The following is a 12,460-nucleotide window of genomic DNA, read 5'->3' on the forward strand; positions in this document are numbered from 1 at the left end:
GGGGCGACGAGCCAGGGGCACTCAGCCCGCGAGCACCGCTCGAACCACGTCGAACGCGGGCGTCGGCTCCCCGTCGTCGAAGAGGAGGTCGTGGCCCTCGTGCAGGCCGCGGTCGTCGTCGATCCACCAGTCGTACCGATCGTCGACACCCCACGTGGTGTACGAGACGCAGGCCGCCGAGCGGAGGCAGGTCTCGAAGACGGTGGCGTACTGCTCCGCTTGGGCCTCCTCACCCTGATCGTCCGTGACGTCGTTCTCGGAGATTCGAACGAGCAGCCCGGCGTCTTCGAAGCGGTCGAACGTGGCGGAGAGATCATCGGCCGAGACGGCATCGGTGTCGAGGTCGTAGATGTGCGCCTGGAGCCCCACGCCGTCGATGTGCCCGCCCTGCTCGTTCGTGTCGAGAGCGAGCTGGAGCAAGGCGTCCTGTCGGGGACCCGGCACGTCGGCCCCGTTCTCGTTGATGAACTGGCGGACGTCCGGGTCCGCGGCGGAGACGGCCTGTGAGACGACGACCGGGTACGTCGGCCCGAAGACACGGAACCAGACGTTCTCCTGCAGATCGGTCCCCTGGTCGACATCGAACGGCTCGTTGACAACGTCGAGCGAATCGAGCCGACCCCGGAAGTGTGTGACGACGGTGGTCACGTAGTCGAGCAGGATCTCGGCGCTGGCCGCGCGCTCCTCCTCGGAGTCGGCGGGGAGTTCCCGCATCCAGCGGGGCATCGCCTCGCTGAAGGCGATGGTGTGGCCGTGCACCGCGATGCCCTTCTCCTCCGCGAGGTCGAGGAGGGCGTCGGCCTCATCGAAGAGGTACTCACCCTGTCGCGGCGAGAGGGCCTGCGGCTTCATCGCGTTCTCCGGGGTGAGTGCACCGAAGTTGTTCACGAAGCTGCTCGCGTAGTCCGCGTCCGAGGCGAGGGGACCGAGCGCCACCGCCGCACCGATCAGGAAGTCCGGGCGAGAGCCCGCGGCGAGAGCCTGCAGGCCGTCCGGGAGCCGTTCGAGGTCGGTCGCGACCGGAGCTGCGGTGGAGAGGGAAGCGCCGGCCGGCGCAGCAGCGGTGAACGAGGGGACCGTGAAGGACCCCTCATCGCTCGACAGCCCGAGCCAGAGTTCGCCCGAGACGAAGACATCCCCGAGGGGAAGGGAGGACAACGTCTCGCCGTCGCTCTCGACCTCGAGCCGGTCCCCGGAACGGGCCACCGAGAACTCCGCCTCGGGATCCGGGACACGGACGTGCTCGTCCTGCACCGGCTGCGGGTCGGTCACGTCCTGCTGGGGAGAGCCGTCGAAGACGGCGATCCGGAGGTCGTCACCGCGGAGCGTGAGCCGGACACCCGCCGGTTCGATGCGGAACTCGTCGGCGATCACCGGTGGGCTGTCGTAGACGGCCAGAGTGGCGTCGGCTGTCACGTCCGTGAACGTCGCACTGAGGGTGAAGTCCTCCGCGGCGGCGAGGTGCGTCCCCGCGATGTTGACCGGCGGGTCGGGCTGTCCTCCTCCACCGTCCTGCTCGACGATGCTTCGCGCCGTCGTCGTCACCCGCAGGCCGTCACCGTCCGGGACGATGCCCGGCACGTGCCGCCACTCCTGCTTCAGCAGGTCGATGACGGTGACCCGCTCCGGTTGCGGGTCCGTCGAGCTGCAGCCCATCAGGGCCAGGAGGACGCCGACGGTCGCCGCGCCCACGAAGCGTCGCCGACGAGCGGTCGGCGCTGCCCTCACGGGGCGTCCCCGCGGAAGCCCGGCCGATCGTCATCGTGGACGGACCACGCGAGCGCGCATCTCGGGAGCTGACCCATGGACTGACGGTAGCAACACTCGTTCGGACGGACGTAGCCTGAGCAGGTGAGCCCGGAACGCGCAGCGGAGGTGCTCGGCGTCGACGTCGAGGCCGAACCCCATGTGGTGACCGGCGCGTTCGCCGCGCGCGCCCGGCGCACCCACCCCGATGTGGAGGGTGGCAGCGCCGACGCGTTCCGCGAAGCCGTCGAGGCCCGCAACGTGCTCCTCAGCCGCGACCGCACCCGTGAGGGGTACCGCGCGCGCCAGGAGGCCTCAGCCGGGGCACCCGACGGCTACATCGTCTTCGACGAGAGCGACCGGCCCGGCGACGGCGCGAACCCGTCAGCCGAGTTCCCCCCGTGGGTCGTCGTGCCGCTCGCCCCGAGCCCTGCGCTCATCGCGGTGGGGACGGGCCTGCTCGTGATCGCCGCCTTCCTCTCCATCTACGACGTGCCCTATCCGTGGACGATCGCCGAGCCGATCGCGCGGTGGGTGCTCCTCATCGCCTCGGCCGTCGCGTTCGCGACGACGGGCCGGCGCGGCTTCCTCGTCGTGTTGGTCCTCCTCGTGATCGCGACTCTCGTGATCAACGTGGCGATCACGACGATCGGCGGCCTCCTCGGCCTGTTCTTCACGATGCCGGCGATCGCCGCGATCAACGCGGCCGGTTTCGTTCGCCGGCGCCGCCGCGCTGCCGGTCTCGTCCGCTGAGACCCGCCGTGGCCGGTTCGGGGCCGCTCGATAGGGTTGCGAGATGACTTCCGCCCCGATCCGCCGTCCGTCCGTGAAGGGCCCCGCCTGGCTGACCTGGATCGGCGTGGTCCTCCTCGTCGCCTCCGTCGCCATCGCCATCGCTACCGTCTCCCTGTTCGCCTCCCTGCTTCCCACGGGTTTCCTGAACCAGGACGGCACCCCGGGCGACGACGTCATCGCGTCGATCGACGCGGGCGAGAGCGCGTCGGTCGAGCTCGACGGCGACACGTCCTACTCGCTCCTCCTCGTGCGTCCGACGGACGAGTCGTCGGGTGCGCTGACCGGCGATGTCGCACTCATCGCGCCCGACGGCACGACCTCCGTCGCCGACCGTGCCCCCGCCGTGAGCACCCGGGTGTCCGGGGGCCAGGCCACGGCCGCGTCCTTCGCCGCATTCGAGACGACGGACGACGGCGCGTACACGATCACCGTGCCGGCGGCGACGGATGATCAGCCGACCTCGGTTCTCGTCGTCGAGGACGGCGACACCCTGCCCTTCGTCGGCGGGGTGTTCGGCTCGATCGGCGGTGTCTTCGCCGTGCTGCTGCTCGGCATCCCCGGCCTCGGCCTCACGATCGGCGGTGCGATCTGGTGGAGCTCCCGTCGCCGCGCTCGCCGGGCGTACGACGCGGGCCAGCCCACGGCCTGAGCCGGACGGCGGCGGTCCGCCCGCTCACAAGAGGCGCAAGGCGTCAGACGTAGAAGCCCTCACGCAGCACGACGCCGTGTTCCAGCCACGCCTTGAGGGCGTTGAGCATGCTCGTCCATCCCTCGCAGTTCCCGAAGGCGCTCTTCGCGCCCGACGGCGTCGCCCGCCACGCCGACTCGGTGATCGTCACGAGGGTGCGCGCGCCGTCGTCGACCGGCTCGAACTCGAACGTCGTGGTGGTGTGATCGGAGTCGTCGGCCGCATCGTCGGCGCCCCACCGCACGACGATCCTCCGAGGGGCGTCCGCCTCCATGACCTCGACAGGGAAGCCTCCGGGGTGATCATGAAAGTCCCACGTGACCGTCGCGCCGGCGACGAGCCGTCCTGTCGCGCCTCCCGTCGTGAAGTAGCGGGACAGCTGCGCGGGATCGGCGACGGCGTCGTAGACCTCTTCGATCGGTCGTGCGACGCGACCCGACACGGTGAACGACAGCTCGGTGAGCGTGGTCTCTTCGTTCTCATTCATGTGATATTTTTACAACATGAAGGAACGCGAGGTCAATGACGTCGACGATCTCGTGTTCAAGGCCCTCGCCTCGGCGACCCGACGGCACATGCTCGACGTACTCAAGGCGTCCCCTCGCACGACCGGCGACCTCTGCGAGGCGTTGCCGCACCTCGACCGCACGACCGTTCTGCAGCACCTGCGCGTGCTCGAGCGCGCGGAACTCGTGACCGGCCGCCGCATCGGGCGCGAACGTCACCTGGCCCTCGCTCCCCTTCCGATCAAGCGGCTCCACGACCGCTGGATCGGCGACTACGCGCGCGCGGCCGTCGAGCTGCTCGACGAGCTCGATCGTCAGGCCACACCGAACGAGCGGTAGGCGAAGAGAGCGATCCGTCAGTCCCAGTCGCCGTAGTAGGCGGCGAGGCTCGGCTCCGGGGAGCCCAGCCGGCGCGCGAGGCCCGCCGCCCGGTGCGTCCGATCGGTGAACACGTCATCGCCCCAGCGGGCGCGGCGGGTGAGTACGCGCGAGCTCGTGAGCACGAGGAGATCGCCGTCGTCGTCGGCGATGTGCACAGCCCCGTCGGCGCCCGTGCCGACATCCTCGAGGAAGGCACGCAGTGGAGCGCCGGTATCGACGCGGACGGGCGCGAGGACGTCGACCCGGTAGGGGACGTCGGCGGGCGCGAGTCCCGCGCGCACCCGTGGGTCGTCGACGCCGTCGAGCGGAGCGATGTCGCCGAGGTGGACGCGGGCCGTCGGCAGGTGGCGCAGGATGCTGTCGATCGTGATGAGCGCTTGCGTCGCGGTCATCGGCGCGGCGATCGTGACGGCGACGTCGCTCGCGGCCGTGACGAGCGCGTGCGGTCGGGAGCCGCCGATCGGGATGTACCGCTCCATGCGCCGGGTCTCGCGGTTCACCTCGGCGGGGTCGCGGTCGCGCCCACCCGCGTCGGGTCCGTTGTGCCACGCCACGGCGGTCGGCACGTGCGCGAGCACCGCGCCGCGGGTCCAGCAGCGCCAGGCCCAGTCCCAGTCCTCGCCGCCGTACTCGGTGAAGCTCTCGTCGAAGCCGCCGGTCTCGCGGAAGAACTCCGCGGTGCAGCACAACACCGCCCCGATCAGATAGCGGTACGACCGGGCGTCGGCGCGCAGCAGACCGCCCGAACGCTCGTAGGCGTTCGCGAGCCAGGACGGGTCCTCGAAGAGGACATGCGCCGGCAGGCGATCGAGGGCCGCATCGTCGGGCAGAGCCGAGAGGTCCGCGTGGCGGCGGCGGCCCACGGTGACGGCGTCGGGGGCCAGGGCGGGGAGTCGCGTCAGCTCCTCGAGGTACCGGGGCTCGGGAGCGCAGTCCGCGTCGAGGAAGCACAGCACATCGCCCGTCGCGGCCTCGGCCCCGCGGTTCCGGGCGGCGGCGAGACGGAAGCCCTCGTCGGCCTGTCGCACGAGCACCACGTCCTCCGGGACGTCGGGAGCGTCGGCGGAGCCGTCGTCCACGACGACGATCTCCACGAGATCGCGGGGATACGTCTGCGCGCGCAACGCCAGCAGGGTGCGGCGGAGGTCGTCTGGCTGCTCGTAGTGCGCGACGACCACCGAGACGCGCGGTCGTTCGCTCGGCCACACCCCGTCGAGGGCACTCCAGTCGTTGCCGAGGATCATGTGCCGCCGGCCGCTCATCGCTCCGCCTCCCGCCAGGCGTCGAGATAGGCGCGCGCGGTGTCGGCGGGGTGCGGGCGCGTACTGGTGCCGGCGTCGAGGAACGTGGAGCCGGGCTCCGCGTGGGCGCGCGCGACCGCCGCGGCGAGCGCATCAGGGTCCACGAGGGTGAGCGTGCCCGGACGCAGCGCGTCCATCTCCTCCGTGTAGCGGGTGCGCAGAACGAGCGGCCGGCGGCCGGCCGACACCCACGAGTTGATCGAGCCGGACGCGGAGAAGTGCTGGTGCGCGACCACGGGAACGGCCACGCGCGCGGCCGCCGCGGTGAGCTCGTCGTCGGAGAGGAAACCGGACACCGCGACCTCCACCCCGAGCTCCCGCCCGCGCGCGACGAGCGCCTCCACGTCGGCGTCGTGCCCGGGCGACGGCGCGCCGAGCGCGCGCATCGCGAGCCCCGTCCCCGCCGTGGCCGCGGCCTCGATGGCCTCGAGGTGCCCCTTGCCCGGGTAGATCCACCCGAGCACCGCGACCGCCGGGTCGAGCGCGCGATCGTCGACCCGCGAGCGGATGGACACGGGAACGGGGAGTGGGATGACCGCGACCGATCGCGGACGCAGTCCGACCTCCTCGAGGAGCGCGAGTTCGTGGCGACTGTTGACGACGACGAGCTCCGCCGCGCCGACGACCCGCGCGTAGGCGGCGGTCCGGCGCTCGAAGGCGTGCCCGTCGGAGGGCTGCGGCACGTCGTGGAGGGTGACGCTCACGCGGCGCTCGTCCGCGAGGGCGACGAAACGCTCGGCGGCGTCCTCCGGCGAGCGCGCCCAGAGTCGATCCGTGAACTGCGCATGGACCCGGTCGGACGTCTCGCCGCCCGCGGCCCACACCGACTCGGACACGGAGGCGTCTCGGCCGAGCACCGTCGCGACCTCGGTGGCCACCTCGCGCGCGAAACGGGCGACGCCGTGCCGGTCGTCGTCGTGCAGCAGGAGCGCGGGGACGTCCGTGTCGGTCACGCGGACATCACCACGGCGAGCGCTGAGGAGTGCCTGTCAGCGGCGAGCCTCAGGAGGTCGGGATTGTCGCTGTACCACCGCAGCTGCGCCGCGCGCACCTCGTCATCGTGTACGGGCCGGCCGTCGACGTACCAGTGCGGGTCGGGTTCCGCGTCGAGCCCCCACGCCTCGATGACGACGCCCTCCCGGGGCGCGACGACGGACGACAGGAGCTCACGGCCCGGGTCGGTCACGGCGTCGCCGAGCCCCGCCCGGTCGCGGACGCGGCGGGCGAGCTCGGACCACACCGGGTTGCCGGGGTGGTTGATCGTGCGCAGGAGCGGGAACCGCGGGGCGTCGAACACGTCGGAGATCGGCACGGCACCGTTGCGTTCTTCCCGCATCCGCAGCTCACCGGTCGACTCCTGAGCGATCGCGGCGACGACGGCCGCCGTGAGCCGCGGGCGGGCGTGACCGAGCGCTTCGGCGATGGTTCGGAGGTCGTGGTACGCGACGAGCGGCGGGTCCTCGATGGGCTTGTCCGGGTGACGCACGACCACCTGGGCCGGGTGGAGCGAACGGTGCCGCACGGCGGGCACGACGACGAGCCGCGCTTCAGCGGGGAGGCGGGCCGCGAGCTGGCGCGTTCCGACCGGGAGACCCCGGTAGTCGTCGCGAATCGGCTGCGTGATGACGAGCGAGGCCGACGCGAGCAGACGATCGAGCCGCGGGAGGTCGTCCGGTTCGAGCTCGTGCACCGGCGGAATGCGGACCGTGGGGAGGTCGGGCCCGTCGATCACGATGCGCAGCGACTCCGCCTGGCAGTTCCCGACGACCACCGCGAGACCGTCCGGAACGGGCGCGCCGAAGAACGAAGAGTAGTGCCTCTGCCTGCCTGTGGGAAGGGTCGGTTCCTCGATCACGGTATCTCCTGCCGTCGGTATATGTTCGCAGAGCGGCGCCCGTCCCGGTGCAGCACGGGTTCCCATCCCGCCATCACGGCTTCCCCGGCCTCGAAGGATCTCGACGGATCCGAAGGAATCTGAATGCCCGCACGCCTGCGCCCCGATCGCCCCATCCGGGTGGCCGCGGTGCCCGGGGGACACCCGTACGTCCGCAGTCTGATCGAGCCGGGAACCGCGAGCGTCGAGATCCTCCCGGATCCGCCGGCCCGCGACGGCGCGACCGACCGCTGGTGGCCGCCCGCGATGCTCACCGCCGACTGGATCCAGGGTCACTCCGACGAGGTCGACGTGCTGCACGTGCACTTCGGGATGGAGTCGTCCACGACCGCGGAGCTCTCCGCAGCCATCGACGCGTTGCGCGCCACTGACACCCCCTTCGTCTACACGGTGCACGACCTCGAGAACCCGCAGCTGACCGATCAGTCGGTCCACCGGGAGCACCTCGACCTGGTCGTGCCCGCCGCCGATGCCCTCATCACCCTGACCGCGGGCGCGAGCGCCGAGATCGAGCGGCGCTGGGGTCGCACGGCCCGTGTGATCGGGCACCCTCGGGTCGCGGCCGACGAGCTCGCGCCGACGCCGCTCGTGGCGGGCGACGGCACGCCGACGGCCGTCGTACACCTGCGGGACCTGCGTCCGAACATCGACGGGATCGGTACGGTCCGTGCGCTCGCCGACGCGGTCAAGGGCGTCTCGACTCCTCTCCGCGTGATCGTGGACGTCAACGAGAACGTGCGTGACGAGGAGCAGCTCACCGCGATCGCGTCGATCGTCGACGCGTCCCCGCTGCTGAGTCTGCGCCGCCACCCGCGCTACGACGACGCGGAGCTCGCCGCGTCGCTCCTGGCGGCCGAGGTCGCCGTGCTGCCCTACCGATTCGGCACGCACTCGGGCTGGGCCGAGCTGTGCTGGGACCTCGGTGTGCCGATCGTGACGCCGCCCGTCGGCTACATCGCCGAGCAGCACCCGACAGACTCGGTCGTGTTCGACGCGGCCGACAGCGGGAGCCTCGCGTCCGCGCTCGGCGCGGCCCTGGCACTCGCGACCCCCGCCGGTTCCACCGCCCGTGCCGCGGTCGTGTCCGAACGCCGCGACGCCCGACGGGCCGAACGCATCGTGATCGCCCGCGAACACGAGGGCATCTACCGGGGGGTGCTCCGATGACGCACACGACCGGCGCACCGCTCACCATCGTGGTCATCGCCCCTCTCCGCCACCCCCTCGGCGAGCCGCACGCCGGCGGCCTCGAGGCCGCCGTCTTCAACCGCATCCGCCTGCTGCGGAGCCGCGGGCACCGCGTCCTCGTGTGCGGCGTCGAGGGTTCCCACCCCGCCCCGGCGACCGAGGCGCTGACCCTGCCGGCCGTGCGCTGGGGAGCGGACCGCGACGCGTCCGATTCCACCTATCCGCCCGGCTACCTGCGCCAGGCGGAACGCGCGCTCGACCGGGCGATGGACTGGATCGCCGTGCACGCGAGCCAGATCGACGTCGTGGACAACCACAGCCTCCATCCCCTGCCGGTCCGGCGGGCGCACGAGCTCGGCGTGCCGATGATGACCACCCTGCACACGCCGCCCCTGCCGTCGCTCCTCTCCGGCATCGCGACGAGCTCGTCCCGCCTCATCGCGGTGAGCGAGTACACCGCGCGTCACTGGCAGGACGTGGGCGTGCGCGACATCACGGTGCAGCACAACATGGTGGACACGGCCACGTGGCGGCTGGGCCCCGGCGGACCGTCGCTCGTGTGGTTCGGTCGCGTGGTGCCCGAGAAGGCGCCGCATCTCGCGATCGCTGCGGCCCGTCGGCTCGGAATGGGCCTCACCCTCGTGGGCCGGAACGGCGACGCCGACTACTTCGACGATGTCATCGCCCCGATGCTCGGTGACGGCATCGTGTACGCCGGGGAGCGGCGCGCGCGGGAGCTCGCGCGGCTCGTCGGTCAGAGCGCGGCCGCCCTCGTGACGCCCGTGTGGGACGAGCCGTTCGGGCTCGTCGTGGCAGAAGCGCTCGCCACCGGCACACCCGTCGCGGCGTTCCGGCGCGGCGGCGTGCCCGAGGTGGCCGGGATCAACCCGGCCGTGCGGCTCGTAGCGTCGGACGACGTCGACGCTCTCGCCGCCGGCGTCGCCTCGCTTGTGCGCACGTCCTCCCCGGCGATGCGACGGGCCGCGCGGGCCGACGCCGCACGACGGTTCTCCTTCCGCCGCCATGCGTTCGAACTCGAGGACCTCATGCGCGAGACCGTCGAGCGTCACGCACCGGCCGTCCGGCAGGACCTCCCGGCATGACCCGCCCGCGGATCGGCTGGTACGTTCACCACCACGGCCGCGGTCACGTCTCGCGGTTCCTCGCGGTGCGGCCTCACCTCGACGCGGATGTCGTCGTGTTCAGCAGCATGGAGGCGCCCGCGGAGTTGCCTGTCGGCACCGAGTGGGTGGCGCTTCCGCTCGACAACGAGGTGGAGGAGCGCGACGGTCGCGTCCTCGACCCCTACGATCCAGACGCCGAGGCGACGGTGCGCGGGCGGCTGCATTGGGCGCCGATCGACCACCGCGGGCACCGACGCCGACTCGGCCTCATCGCCGCCCGCGCCGACGAGCTGGACGCGTTCGTCGTGGACGTGTCCGTCGAGGTGGCCGTGTTCGTGCGTCTCCTCGGACTTCCACTCGCCCTGTTCACGCAGCCGGGTGCGCGCGTGGACGTGCCCCACGAGCTCGCGTTCGCGATCGCCGATCGGATCATCGCGCCATGGCCTCCGGGCACCCACGACACGAGCGTGTTCGGTGCGGGCGCCGAGCATCTGCACACCGTCGGCGGCATCTCGCGCTCGGTGGGACGGGAGCGGCCGGCCGTCGAGCCGGGCACCGTCCTGCTGCTCGGCGGGATCGGGCCGGTCGGCGAGCGCGAGGCGGTGTGGGCGTCACTCTCGGAACGCTTCCCGGACGTCCGGTGGCGGAGCGCCGGCTATCTGCCGGGTACGTTCGTCGACGACCCGTGGGAGGCCATCTGCCGCGCGGAGGTCGTGATCTCGGCCGGCGGTCAGAACAGCGTCGGCGACATCGCGGCCGCGGGCAGACCGGCGATCGTCGTTGCGCAGGAACGGCCGTTCGAGGAACAGGTCACGACGGCGCGCGTGCTCGACCGGGAGGGTTTCGCCGTCTCCCTCGACGAGTGGCCCGACCCCGACGCGCTCGCCGAGGCCCTCGATCGCGTGCGGAGCCGTCCGACGCGCTGGGCGGAGTGGGGTGTCGACCGCGGGGCTGCGACGGCCGCGCGACTCATCCTCGACCTCGTCCCGGCCGCGGCCTCCTCCACGACGATCCCGGTCGTCGCGTGACGACCGCCATCGTCACGCTCGCCTCGCGGGCGCGCCTCGATCACCTGCGCCGACAGGAGGAGTGGATCCGTACCGTCGCACCGGACGCGATCCGCGTGGTCGTGCAGCTCGATGCGGAACCGGACGAGGCGTTCGGCGGCGACGCTTTGCACGTCCCGCCTGGGGACGGCGGACTGCGGCTGGCCGCCGGCCGGAACCGCGGGGCCGCCGAGGCGATCGCGCGCGGAGCCGACCTGCTCGTGTTCCTCGACGTCGACTGCCTGCCGCACCCCGGCCTGCTCGCCGCGTACGAAGGCGCGTCGACCGGTCGCCGGGAGCTGCTGTGCGGGCCCGTCACCTATCTGCCGGAGGGCGTCATCCCGACCTCCCCTGCGGAGGCCGACGCCCACCTCGACCCGCACCCCGCCCGCCCCGCGCCGGCCGACGGCGTCGTTCAGCCGGCGACGGCTGCCGACTGGGACCTCTTCTGGTCGCTCTCCTTCGCCTGCACGCCGGAGACGTGGGCGGCGATCGGCGGATTCCACGAACGCTTCGAGGGCTACGGCGGCGAGGACACCGACTTCGGATGGACCGCCCGCGACGCCGGCGCGCGCCTGCACTGGGTGGGCGGCGCCCACGCGCTCCACCAGTACCACCCCACGTCGAAGCCGCCGTGGCAGCACCTCGACGATATCCTCCGCAACGGCCGGATCGCCTTCGAGCGCTGGGGCCGCTGGCCGATGCTCCGCTGGATCGAGGCGTTCGCCGCCGAGGGCGCCGTCGAGTTCGCCGACGGCGACTGGCGCCGCACGGCCTGACGTTCCCCTCCCCGATCCGGGGGTACAACGCATCTGGACCCCGCGCTCACGTGACTGATAGACATCTCAGAACACGATGAGGGAGACCGATGAAACTGCTCGCACGCCGACGACAGACCACCCGCTCCGCTCCGATCCTCCTCGCGACCTTCGCCGTGATCACAGGCCTCGCACTCAGCGGATGCACCGCGGGTGCGACCGCAGCGGCTCCCGACTCGACGCCCGATTCGACCCCCGATTCGACCGCGACGCCCGAGCCCAGCACCACGACGTTGGCCGGGGAGACCCTGTCCGGCACCGGCCCCACCGATGTCACCGGCGTGGACTTCGCCCTCCCGTCTGGTATGAAGACGGTCGTCATCGCGTTCGAGTGCGGAGGGGGCGGCCGGTATGCGGTCCAACTCAGGCACTCGGCGACGACGACCGAGGAGGTGACCCTGCAGGGGGACTGCGACGGAACCTCGGAACTCACCTGGCCCACCGACGCCCTCACAGCCCCCCGGCTGACCGTGTGGGTCCCCGACGGAATCGACTGGGCCGCGACGCCCACCTTCTCGACCGCCGCCTTCGTCTACGACGATCGACTCACCACCGATTGCGGATCGTTCGCCGACGCGTACAGCGCCCTCATGAACGCCGACCAGGGTTACACGCTCTACGACGCCTTCGAAGAGGACAAGTGGACGCAGCGCGTCGACGGGGCCGTCGCCGACCTCACGACGCTCGCCGAGGACGGGAGTCCCACCATCGCCGAGGACGTCGCGAGCCTGCGAGACCTGGCGAGCGACCCCGACCGCACGGTCGGTGAGGTGCTCACGGAGGATGCGTACATCGTGATCGGCGCGGTCTCCGAAGCGTGCAGCAGGAACCAGTCGCCGCTCATCCTCATGGGAGAGTTCGGCGGGTAGCGCGTCTCCGCGGCCGCCGGCCGTCCTCGAGGTGGTCGCCGCCGTCGACAGGGCCAGCGAGCGATGAGGTGCCGGGCGAGTGTCTCGCCCGGCACCTCCTCGTT

13 protein-coding genes are annotated in these 12,460 nt (G+C 72.0%); 8 read left to right on the forward strand and 5 right to left on the reverse strand.

Going from position 1 to position 12,460, the window contains the following annotated elements; all coding sequences use genetic code 11:
* Positions 1-21 precede the first annotated feature (21 nt).
* Positions 22-1,728: an endo-1,4-beta-xylanase gene (locus CLV49_RS06910; RefSeq protein ID WP_243696657.1), complete on the reverse strand. Its 1,707-nt coding sequence runs from the start codon at positions 1,726-1,728 to the stop codon at positions 22-24.
* Between the two features lie 123 nt (positions 1,729-1,851).
* Here CLV49_RS06910 and CLV49_RS06915 point away from each other — a divergent pair, with 123 nt between their 5' ends.
* Together CLV49_RS06915 and CLV49_RS06920 are read left to right on the forward strand one after the other, a co-directional pair.
* Positions 1,852-2,499, forward strand: a complete 648-nt coding sequence (locus tag CLV49_RS06915) for a J domain-containing protein (protein ID WP_106562882.1) — start codon at positions 1,852-1,854, stop codon at positions 2,497-2,499.
* Between the two features lie 43 nt (positions 2,500-2,542).
* The gene (locus CLV49_RS06920) at positions 2,543-3,190 is read left to right on the forward strand and encodes a hypothetical protein (RefSeq protein WP_106562883.1); all 648 of its coding nucleotides are present in this window, start codon (positions 2,543-2,545) and stop codon (positions 3,188-3,190) included.
* A gap of 43 nt (positions 3,191-3,233) precedes the next feature.
* Here the strand turns inward: CLV49_RS06920 and CLV49_RS06925 are convergent, their stop codons facing one another.
* Positions 3,234-3,716 carry an SRPBCC domain-containing protein gene (locus CLV49_RS06925; RefSeq protein WP_106562884.1) on the reverse strand — a complete coding sequence of 161 codons (483 nt, stop codon included), beginning with the start codon at positions 3,714-3,716 and terminating at the stop codon, positions 3,234-3,236.
* 16 nt (positions 3,717-3,732) lie between these two features.
* On the opposite strand from CLV49_RS06925, the gene CLV49_RS06930 reads away from it, so the two are divergent.
* Positions 3,733-4,074 carry an ArsR/SmtB family transcription factor gene (locus CLV49_RS06930; protein ID WP_106562885.1) on the forward strand — a complete coding sequence of 114 codons (342 nt, stop codon included), beginning with the start codon at positions 3,733-3,735 and terminating at the stop codon, positions 4,072-4,074.
* Positions 4,075-4,091: 17 nt separating this feature from the next.
* Here CLV49_RS06930 and CLV49_RS06935 read toward each other — a convergent pair whose 3' ends face one another.
* Genes CLV49_RS06935 through CLV49_RS06945 form a run of 3 tightly spaced genes read right to left on the reverse strand, consistent with a single transcriptional unit; the run spans position 4,092 to position 7,272 of the window.
* Positions 4,092-5,378: a glycosyltransferase family 2 protein gene (locus CLV49_RS06935; RefSeq protein ID WP_106562886.1), complete on the reverse strand. Its 1,287-nt coding sequence runs from the start codon at positions 5,376-5,378 to the stop codon at positions 4,092-4,094.
* Positions 5,375-6,370, reverse strand: coding sequence for a glycosyltransferase family protein (locus CLV49_RS06940; protein WP_106562887.1), 996 nt, complete (start codon positions 6,368-6,370; stop codon positions 5,375-5,377). Before CLV49_RS06940 ends, CLV49_RS06935 begins: the two co-directional genes overlap by 4 nt.
* The gene (locus CLV49_RS06945; RefSeq protein WP_243696656.1) at positions 6,367-7,272 is read right to left on the reverse strand and encodes a WcbI family polysaccharide biosynthesis putative acetyltransferase; all 906 of its coding nucleotides are present in this window, start codon (positions 7,270-7,272) and stop codon (positions 6,367-6,369) included. The genes CLV49_RS06940 and CLV49_RS06945 overlap by 4 nt, the downstream gene beginning before the upstream one ends.
* 123 nt (positions 7,273-7,395) lie before the next feature.
* Between CLV49_RS06945 and CLV49_RS06950 the strand changes: the two genes are divergently transcribed.
* From CLV49_RS06950 to CLV49_RS06970, 5 genes are all read left to right on the forward strand, one after another.
* Positions 7,396-8,478: a glycosyltransferase gene (locus CLV49_RS06950; RefSeq protein WP_106562888.1), complete on the forward strand. Its 1,083-nt coding sequence runs from the start codon at positions 7,396-7,398 to the stop codon at positions 8,476-8,478.
* Positions 8,475-9,602 (forward strand): glycosyltransferase, encoded by a 1,128-nt coding sequence (locus tag CLV49_RS06955; RefSeq protein WP_106562889.1) that lies wholly within the window; start codon positions 8,475-8,477, stop codon positions 9,600-9,602. Before CLV49_RS06950 ends, CLV49_RS06955 begins: the two co-directional genes overlap by 4 nt.
* Positions 9,599-10,651: a glycosyltransferase gene (locus tag CLV49_RS06960; RefSeq protein WP_106562890.1), complete on the forward strand. Its 1,053-nt coding sequence runs from the start codon at positions 9,599-9,601 to the stop codon at positions 10,649-10,651. Before CLV49_RS06955 ends, CLV49_RS06960 begins: the two co-directional genes overlap by 4 nt.
* Complete coding sequence (locus CLV49_RS06965; protein ID WP_106562891.1) at positions 10,648-11,448, forward strand: glycosyltransferase family 2 protein; 801 nt, start codon at positions 10,648-10,650, stop codon at positions 11,446-11,448. The genes CLV49_RS06960 and CLV49_RS06965 overlap by 4 nt, the downstream gene beginning before the upstream one ends.
* 89 nt (positions 11,449-11,537) lie before the next feature.
* Positions 11,538-12,356 carry a hypothetical protein gene (locus tag CLV49_RS06970; RefSeq protein WP_106562892.1) on the forward strand — a complete coding sequence of 273 codons (819 nt, stop codon included), beginning with the start codon at positions 11,538-11,540 and terminating at the stop codon, positions 12,354-12,356.
* Positions 12,357-12,460: the final 104 nt, after the last annotated feature.

This window comes from Labedella gwakjiensis, from assembly GCF_003014675.1.
GTDB classification, from domain to species: Bacteria; Actinomycetota; Actinomycetes; order Actinomycetales; family Microbacteriaceae; genus Labedella; species Labedella gwakjiensis.

Coding starts and splice junctions, on each gene's coding strand:
- CLV49_RS06920 (WP_106562883.1), top strand. CDS start 2,543: ATGACTTCCGCCCCGATCCGCCGTCCGTCCGTGAAGGGCCCCGCCTGG.
- CLV49_RS06925 (WP_106562884.1), bottom strand. CDS start 3,716: ATGAATGAGAACGAAGAGACCACGCTCACCGAGCTGTCGTTCACCGTG.
- CLV49_RS06930 (WP_106562885.1), top strand. CDS start 3,733: ATGAAGGAACGCGAGGTCAATGACGTCGACGATCTCGTGTTCAAGGCC.
- CLV49_RS06935 (WP_106562886.1), bottom strand. CDS start 5,378: ATGAGCGGCCGGCGGCACATGATCCTCGGCAACGACTGGAGTGCCCTC.
- CLV49_RS06950 (WP_106562888.1), top strand. CDS start 7,396: ATGCCCGCACGCCTGCGCCCCGATCGCCCCATCCGGGTGGCCGCGGTG.
- CLV49_RS06955 (WP_106562889.1), top strand. CDS start 8,475: ATGACGCACACGACCGGCGCACCGCTCACCATCGTGGTCATCGCCCCT.
- CLV49_RS06960 (WP_106562890.1), top strand. CDS start 9,599: ATGACCCGCCCGCGGATCGGCTGGTACGTTCACCACCACGGCCGCGGT.
- CLV49_RS06970 (WP_106562892.1), top strand. CDS start 11,538: ATGAAACTGCTCGCACGCCGACGACAGACCACCCGCTCCGCTCCGATC.